This window comes from Agromyces humi, from assembly GCF_009720255.1.
Taxonomy (GTDB): domain Bacteria; phylum Actinomycetota; class Actinomycetes; order Actinomycetales; family Microbacteriaceae; genus Agromyces; species Agromyces humi.
Genome location: NZ_WJSP02000147.1, coordinates 1 through 8,514 on the forward strand (window position 1 = coordinate 1; position 8,514 = coordinate 8,514).

At 70.3% G+C, this 8,514-nt stretch carries 6 protein-coding genes and 1 pseudogene; all 7 read left to right on the forward strand.

Annotation, left to right across the window (positions count from 1 at the left end):
* Window positions 1–406 precede the first annotated feature (406 nt).
* A pseudogene (locus GH736_RS25735) lies at window positions 407–562 on the forward strand (type IV toxin-antitoxin system AbiEi family antitoxin domain-containing protein); the annotation flags it as partial.
* A gap of 174 nt (window positions 563–736) precedes the next feature.
* Complete coding sequence (locus GH736_RS25050; RefSeq protein ID WP_235934142.1) at window positions 737–1,288, forward strand: endonuclease domain-containing protein; 552 nt, start codon at window positions 737–739, stop codon at window positions 1,286–1,288.
* A gap of 218 nt (window positions 1,289–1,506) precedes the next feature.
* Window positions 1,507–2,481 (forward strand): 4-hydroxy-tetrahydrodipicolinate synthase, encoded by a 975-nt coding sequence (dapA, locus tag GH736_RS12630; RefSeq protein ID WP_159603772.1) that lies wholly within the window; start codon window positions 1,507–1,509, stop codon window positions 2,479–2,481.
* 65 nt (window positions 2,482–2,546) lie between these two features.
* Complete coding sequence (locus GH736_RS12635; RefSeq protein ID WP_159603774.1) at window positions 2,547–4,223, forward strand: ribonuclease J; 1,677 nt, start codon at window positions 2,547–2,549, stop codon at window positions 4,221–4,223.
* A gap of 71 nt (window positions 4,224–4,294) precedes the next feature.
* Entirely contained in the window at window positions 4,295–4,786 is a 492-nt protein-coding gene (locus tag GH736_RS12640) for a GNAT family N-acetyltransferase (protein ID WP_159603776.1), read from the forward strand.
* 91 nt (window positions 4,787–4,877) lie between these two features.
* On the forward strand, window positions 4,878–7,742 hold the full coding sequence (locus tag GH736_RS12645) for a DNA translocase FtsK (protein WP_159603789.1): 2,865 nt from the start codon (window positions 4,878–4,880) through the stop codon (window positions 7,740–7,742).
* A 41-nt stretch (window positions 7,743–7,783) separates the two neighbouring features.
* On the forward strand, window positions 7,784–8,437 hold the full coding sequence (gene pgsA / locus GH736_RS12650) for a CDP-diacylglycerol--glycerol-3-phosphate 3-phosphatidyltransferase (protein ID WP_159603791.1): 654 nt from the start codon (window positions 7,784–7,786) through the stop codon (window positions 8,435–8,437).
* Window positions 8,438–8,514: the final 77 nt, after the last annotated feature.

The following is an 8,514-nucleotide window of genomic DNA, read 5'->3' on the forward strand; positions in this document are numbered from 1 at the left end:
CGGGCGGCGCCGCCGCGGTCGAGCCGCGCGCGGGAGACACCCCGGCACCCCTCGTCGACCCGGCAGTGTGGCGGCAGGTCGATGCCGAGCCCTCCGGCGGCGCCTGGCTTCCCTCGAAGGGCGGCCTCGAGTACCGCTTCCTCCGCTACGCCCGCGCCTGACCGGCCCCCTCGGCTTGGCTCTCCTCGTCCAGCCTGCGAAGAGTCCGCCGACCCGGCGCGTGTGTCAGACATGGCGGATATACGATCCGCCACCCCGTTGGATCTACCGATCGCGCGGCGTGGCGGATCGTATATCCGCGCAGGCTGCACGCCTCTCGTCCTCCACCGGCGCCGAGGATGACGGTCGATGCACAGATGGGAGGTCGGACGACGCGCGGCCTTGGCCGGCGTCGCAACATCGTCGAATGCGTGCGCGTTGGGCCGTCGGTGAGATCGGCCGCCTCTGTCATGAGCTGGGTGGCGCTGTCAGGACGTCCGAGCTGCGGGCCCGCGGTGTCGACGCGCGTTCAGTCCGGCGGGCGACCGTCAGCGGTGAAGTGATCCGAATCCGCTCGGGCCTGTATGCCAGCCCCGACCTTCCATGGCCGACAAAGGTGGCCCTTCGGCATGGCGGCGTGCTCGCCTGCGTCTCGGTGGCTCGTCGGCTCGGACTCTGGGTCCTGCCGCTCGATGAACTCGTGCATGTGTCACTTCCGGCGAACGGACACGCACTGGTCCATTCCGATTGCGGGTGCGTGCAGCACTGGAACGCGTTGCCGGTCTCATCGATCGAAGTGACGCTCGTCGACGCGCTGCTCCAGATCCGCGGATGCCTCGGGGAGGACGCGTTCTTCGTGACGCTCGAGTCGGCGCTGCACCTCGGGCTGCTGGATGGGCCCTCCCGTGGGGAGTTGCGCGCCCGCATCACCGAGTCGGCTCGATGGATGGTGGACTTCGCGCGGAACGACGCCGAGAGCGGGCTGGAGTCGCTCCTGCGGATCCGCCTGCATCGACTGGGACTGCGGCTCCGAACACAAGTTGAGATCCCCGGGGTCGGACGGGTCGACTTCGTGCTCGGAGATCGGCTCATCCTGGAGGTCGATGGTCGGGCGGGTCACGACGGCCCTGATGGCCGACACCGTGACCGACTTCGCGATGCGGTCGCGGCCGGACACGGCTTCCACACACTCCGGTTCGACTACGAGCTCGTGATCGACGACTGGCCGCTGGTCGAGCAGGCGATCCTCGTGACGATTCGCCGAGGTGCTCACCTCGACCCTTGGGCCGAACAGCTGCGCTCGGCCTGAACGCCACGGGGCCTCCTCGCACTTCTTGACGCCGGTCGATCCACCGGGCGACTCGCAGTGCTTCAATCGGCGGATATACGATCCGGCGCGCCGCGGATTCGGCTCTCGAGCCGGAGTGTCGGATCGTATATCCGCGACGTGTGACCGTGGGCGGCGCGGCGGCGGCGTGCGGCAGGCCCGGCGGCGCGGCATCCGCTCGACCAGATAGCCTTGGGGGCGTGACTGCAGACAACCCCTTCGGACAGGTGCTCGTCGCGCTCGTCACGCCGATGACGGCGGACGGCGAGGTCGATTGGGCCGGGGTCGAGAAGCACATCGACGACGTGATCTCGGCCGGCGCCGACGGCATCGTCGTCACGGGCACGACCGGTGAGACGTCGACGCTGACCGACCCGGAGAAGATCCGCCTCGTCGAGGTCGGCAAGGACGTCGCCGCGGGCCGCGCGAAGATCATCACGGGCGGCGGCTCGAACGAGACCGCGCACGCGATCGAGCTCTACCGGCACTCCGAGCAGGCCGGCGCCGACGGGATCATGATCGTCACGCCGTACTACAACAAGCCGACCCAGGCCGGCATCCTCACGCACTTCCGGCTCGTGGCCGACGCCACCGACCTGCCGGTCATCCTCTACGACATCCCGGGCCGCACCGGGGTGCCCATCAGGTACGAGACGATCCTCCGGCTCGCGAAGCACCCGAACATCCTGGCGATCAAGGATGCCAAGGGCGACTTCTCTGAGGTGAGCCGGGTGCTCAACCAGACCGACCTCATGTACTTCTCGGGCGACGACGCCAACGTGCTGCCGCACCTCGCCATCGGCGCAACCGGGCTCATCGGCGTGACCGCCAACATCGCCCCCGCGCCGTACCGCACGATCGTCGACGCCGTGAACCGCGGCGACCTCACGACGGCGACCGCCGAGCACCAGCGGCTCGAGCCGCTCGTGCGCGCCGTCATGACCCACGTGCCGGGCACCGTCGCGGCGAAGTACATCCTGCACGGCCTGGGCCGCATCGGCAGTCCCCGCGTGCGACTCCCGCTCGTCGGCCCCGAGGAGTGGGAGGCCGCGCTCATCGAGGACGAGATCGACCTCGTGCAGGGCATCCCCGGCGTCGACTTCCACCGCTTCCGTCCCGACCGCAATGCCGCCGCCGGCGGCGCGCTGCCCAAGGTCGCGGGCACCACCCGCTGAAACGTCGGCCGAGGCATCCGCCGGAACGGCCGTGTGAACTGAACACCGCAACGTAAGGAGGGCACATGCCCGACGTCGTCATCGATCCCGCTCCGCTCGAGGCAGGGACGCTCCGCGTCATCCCCATCGGCGGCCTCGGCGAGGTCGGCCGCAACATGACGAGCTACGAGATCGACGGGAAGATCCTCATCGTCGACTGCGGGGTGCTCTTCCCCGAGGAGCACCAGCCCGGCGTCGACCTGATCCTGCCCGACTTCGGCTTCCTGCGGGAGCGACTCGACGACATCGTCGGCGTGGTGCTGACGCACGGGCACGAGGACCACATCGGCTCGGTGCCCTACCTGCTGCGCCTGCGCGCCGACATCCCCCTGATCGGCTCCACGCTGACCCTCGCCCTCGTCGAGGCGAAGCTCAAGGAGCATCGGATCCAGCCCTACAGCCTCACGGTCCGCGAGGGGCAGCACGAGCGGATCGGACCGTTCGACCTCGAGTTCGTCGCCGTCAACCACTCGATCCCCGATGCGCTCGCGGTCGCCATCAAGACGACCGCGGGCACGGTCCTCGCCACCGGCGACTTCAAGATGGACCAACTGCCGCTCGACGGCCGGCTCACGGACCTGCGCGAGTTCGCCCGCCTGGGCGAAGAGGGCGTCGACCTGTTCATGGTCGATTCCACCAACGCGGATGTCCCGGGCTTCACGCCCCTCGAGCGCTCGATCGGCCCCGTGCTCGACGAGGTGATCGCGCGCTCGCCGCGCCGCGTCATCGTGGCGAGCTTCTCGAGCCACGTGCACCGGGTGCAGCAGGTGCTCGACGCCGCGCACTTCAACGGCCGCAAGGTCGCGCTCATCGGCCGCAGCATGGTGCGCAACATGACGATCGCCGCCGACCTCGGCTACCTCAAGGTGCCCGAGGGCGTGCTCGTCGACTTCAAGAAGGCCGGCGACATCCCCGACGACGAGATCGTCTACATGTCGACGGGATCGCAGGGCGAGCCCATGGCGGTGCTCTCCCGCATGGCGAACCGCGAGCACCAGATCGAGATCGGCGAGGGCGACACCGTCATCCTCGCGTCGAGCCTGATCCCCGGCAACGAGAACGCCGTCTACCGCGTCATCGACGGACTCACGAAGCTCGGCGCGAACGTGGTGCACAAGGGCAACGCCAAGGTGCACGTCTCGGGCCACGCGGCGGCGGGGGAGCTCCTGTACTGCTACAACATCCTGAAGCCCAAGAACGTGCTGCCGATCCACGGCGAGTACCGTCACCTCTTCGCGAACGCGAAGCTGGCGCAGGACACGGGCATCCCCGAGCGCAACACGTTCATCGGCGAGAACGGCACCGTCTACGACCTGCGCGACGGGGTCGTCAAGGTCGCCGGGCAGCTCGACCTCGGCTTCGTCTACGTCGACGGCGCGACGGTGGGCGAGATCACCGACGCCGACCTGAAGGACCGACGCATCCTCGGCGAGGAGGGCTTCATCTCGGTCATCATCGTCGTGGATGCCTCCACGGGCCGCATCATCGTCGGCCCCGAGATCCACGCGCGCGGCTTCGCGGAGGACGACGCCGTGTTCGAGGAGGTCAAGCCGAAGATCTCTGCCGCGCTGCTCGAGGCCGCGCAGAACGGGGTCCGCGACCAGCACGCGCTCCAGCAGATCGTGCGCCGCACGGTCGGCACGTGGGTGAACCGCCGGCTGCGTCGCCGTCCGATGCTGGTGCCGCTCGTCATCGAGGCGTAGCGGCACGCGCCCACCACCATGGGCGGGTCGGCCGAAACACCGCGGTAACACGCTCGGCGTAGCATCCGCGCATGGCGGAGTACACGATCCGCCCGGCCATCCCGAGCGACGGCGCGTTCCTCGCCGACATGGTGGTCGAGGCGGCGAACTGGCGGGCCGGGGCGACCCGTCCCAAGCCGACCGTGTTCGCCGATCCGGTCTCCCGCGGCTACATCGCGGGCTGGCAGCGTCCGGCGGACACCGGCTTCGTGGCCCTCGACAGCGATGCCGAGCCGATCGGCGCGGCGTGGTACCGGCTGTTCGCGGCCGACACGCCGGCGCACGGCTTCGTCGCCGCGGGCGTGCCCGAGCTCATCATCGGCGTCCAGCCCATCTGGCGTGCACAGGGCGTCGGGCGAGCCCTCATGCGGTCGCTGACGGATGCCGCGCGCGCGGCCGGATACGCCCGCATCACGCTGAGCGTGGAGCACGGCAACTTCGCGCACGCCCTCTACCGCTCCGAGGGGTTCGCCGTGGTGGGCTCCCGGGGCGGACGGGACACGATGGTGCGCGTCCTCGGCTGAGGCCGGCCGAACCGCCGCGGCGGGGTCGCTGATCGCGGACACTCGCCGCGTCCTGTCGCCCTGCGTCGCCGGTCGGCCGTAACGTGGTCGCATGGCTACGAGCACCAGGTCGAACGGGCGTGCCTCGGGCGCGTCCGCACGCGGCTCGGGCTCCAAGACGGCGCCCACGAAGAAGCTTCCGGCGTCGACCGCGCGCGGATCCGCGGCGACGAAGGCCAAGCCCGCCACGCCCGCCCGCCCGCCGCTGCTCGTCCGCGCCTGGATGGGGCTCGCGCACGTCACCGGCGGCGCGGCGCGCGCGCTCGGTCCCGAGACCCTCGCCAAGGAGGAGCGCCGCGACGGGCTGCCGTTCTTCATCGTCGTGCTCGCGGTCGCCGGTGCCCTCGTCGAGTGGTTCTTCATCAACGAGCCCGTCGCCCAGGCGTTCGACTCGTGGACGTTCGGCGGACTGTTCGGCAGGGTCGCCTTCGCGCTGCCCGTGGTGATGCTGCTGTTCGCCGTCTGGCTGTTCCGGCACCCCAGCTCGGTGCACGACAACACCCGCATCGGGATCGGCCTCGGCCTGCTGCTCCTCACCGTCTCCGGGCTCTGCCATCTCTTCGGAGGCCAGCCCGAGCCGAGTGAGGGCATGGCCGTGCTCGCGCGCGCGGGCGGCATCCTGGGCTGGATGCTGGCGCAGCCGCTGATCCTGCTCATCACCGAGATCGGCGCGGCCGTGGTGCTCGTGCTGCTCCTCGCGCTGTCGCTCCTGATCATGACGAAGACGCCGCCGAACCGCATCCCGGCGCGGTTCCGCGAGCTGTACGCGTGGCTGTTCGGGGCGCCCGAGCCCGACGAGCGCCCCGAGGCCGAGCCGAAGCCGTCACGGCGTGCCGCGCGCAAGACCGCGCAGACCGAGCTCGACGGCATCGACGCACTCGACGACGGGTCCGAGCCCACCGGACTCGTGCCCTGGTGGCGACGCAACGACTCCAACCGCGAGGAGGATCCCGCGTTCGAGGCGAACGGCGTCGACGGCCTCACCGAGGTGTTCGGTCCGGGGTCGGCGGCCGGCAGCTTCGAGACGCCCCTCGAGGGCGTCGGTGGAGCGGGTTCGTACAACACCGAGGTGCTGGGCGACCTCGACCGGGCCGAGGCGGCGCTCCAGCGCTTCACGGGCGACATCCCGCACGGCGGCACGGGGCTCCGGGGCGACGACGCCGGATCCCCGGCGGTGCTCGCGGTCTTCGACGTCGAGGGCGAGGGGGATCCGGCCTCCGAGATCGGCGGCACTGCGGCATCCGCTGCACCGGGCGCGGAGGCCGCCGTGCCCGACCGCCCCTACCACCTGCCGGCGTCATCGACGCTGGCGGCCGGTGCCCCGGCGAAGACGCGGTCGCACGTGAACGACGAGGTCGTGCGCCAGATCACCGGAGTGCTCGAGCAGTTCGGGGTCGACGCCAAGGTCACCGGGTTCTCTCGGGGCCCGACGGTCACGCAGTACGAGATCGAGCTCGGGCCCGGCGTCAAGGTCGAGCGCGTCACCGCCCTGTCGAAGAACCTCTCGTACGCGGTCGCGTCGAACGAGGTGCGCATCCTCTCGCCGATTCCCGGAAAGAGCGCGATCGGCATCGAGATCCCCAACGCCGACCGCGAGATCGTGACGCTCGGCGACGTGCTGCGTTCGGGTGCGGCGGTGAACGCGAAGCATCCGATGACGATCGGCGTCGGCAAGGATGTCGGCGGCGGCTACGTCGTCGCCAACCTCGCGAAGATGCCGCACCTCCTGGTGGCCGGTTCGACCGGCTCGGGCAAGTCGAGCTTCGTGAACTCGATGATCACGTCGCTGCTCATGCGGGCGAAGCCCACCGACGTGCGCATGGTCCTCATCGACCCGAAGCGCGTCGAACTCGCCCCGTACGGCGGCGTGCCGCACCTCATCACGCCCATCATCACGAACCCGAAGAAGGCCGCCGAGGCGCTGCAGTGGGTCGTGAAGGAGATGGACATGCGGTACGACGACCTCGCGTCGTTCGGCTTCCGCCACATCGACGACTTCAACAAGGCGGTCGTCAACGACGAGATCGTGCTGCCCGCCGGCAGCGAGCGCAAGCTGAAGCCCTACCCCTACCTGCTCGTGGTGGTCGACGAGCTGGCCGACCTCATGATGGTGGCACCCCGCGACGTCGAGGACTCGATCGTGCGCATCACGCAGCTCGCGCGTGCGTCGGGCATCCACCTCGTGCTCGCGACCCAGCGGCCGTCGGTCGACGTGGTCACGGGCCTCATCAAGGCGAACGTGCCGTCGCGGCTCGCCTTCGCCGTCACGAGCGTCACCGACTCACGGGTCATCCTCGACCAGCCCGGCGCCGACAAGCTCATCGGCCAGGGTGACGCGCTCTTCCTGCCGATGGGGGCGTCGAAGGCGATCCGGGTGCAGGGCGCGTGGGTCAGCGAGGCCGAGATCGAGAAGGTCGTCACGCACGTCACGCGCCAGGCCCGTCCCGAGTACCGGCAGGATGTCGCGGCCGCCGTCGAACGCAAGGAGATCGACTCCGACATCGGCGACGACCTCGAGCTGCTGCTGGCGGCCGCCGAGCTGGTCGTGTCGACGCAGTTCGGGTCGACCTCGATGCTCCAGCGCAAGCTCCGTGTGGGCTTCGCGAAGGCCGGGCGCCTCATGGACCTGCTGGAGTCCCGTGAGATCGTCGGCCCGTCCGAGGGATCGAAGGCCCGCGACGTGCTGGTGACGGTCGAGCAGCTGCCCGGTGTGCTCGCACGGCTCAGGGGAGAGGAGCCGGCCGGAGCCGCGGGCGCTCCTGCCCCTGCATCGCGACCCGGTCCACCGGCCGAGACCGGCGGCTACGACGATCCCGACCCCCGCTACGACGACCCGGTCGGGCGTGCCACCCAGGGCCTGCCCGAGGTCGAGTCCGACGCCGACGAGGACGCCTGGGGCCTCACCGGCCGCGACTGAGTCGCCCGCTCGGCGGCGCACCGCGCGGCTAGGCTGTGGGTATGACCTCCTCCGCCGGAAGCCCCGAGCGATCGGCGAACTGGAACCTTCCCAATGCGATCACGATCGTGCGCATCGTGCTGGCTCCGATCTTCTTCTGGATGCTGCTCGCCGACGGCGGCGCCGACGGCTGGCTGCGGTGGGGGGCGGCGGCCCTGTTCATCATCGCCATCGCGACCGACGGCATCGACGGCCACATCGCGCGTTCGCGCGGCCTGGTCACCGACCTCGGCAAGATCCTCGATCCGATCGCCGACAAGCTCCTCACGAGCGGCGCCCTCGTGTGCCTGTCGATCCTCGGCGAGCTGCCGTGGTGGGTCACCGCCATCATCGTGGTGCGCGAGGTGGGGATCACGGTCTGGCGGCTCGTGGAGCTGCGCCGCGGCAACGTGGTGCCCGCGTCATCCGGCGGCAAGCTCAAGACGGTCGTGCAGTCGGTGGCGATCTCGCTGTTCCTGGTGCCGCTCGACTCGCTGGTCGGTTCGTGGATCCTGTGGGTGAACTGGGTGGCGATGGCCGCGGCGCTCGTCCTCACGGTGTGGTCGGGCCTGCTCTACGTGCGTGACGCCGTGCGGCTGGCGCGCAGCTGTGGCCGTGGCTCACGTCGGTGTACGAGCTCGCAGCCGGGGACCAGTCGGAGCCCGGGTTCGCAGTGACCGTCTGACCGACCTGTGCAGTGCCGGTCACGGTCGGGACGGCCGTGCCGGTGAACTGCAACGGTCCGGCCGCGGTG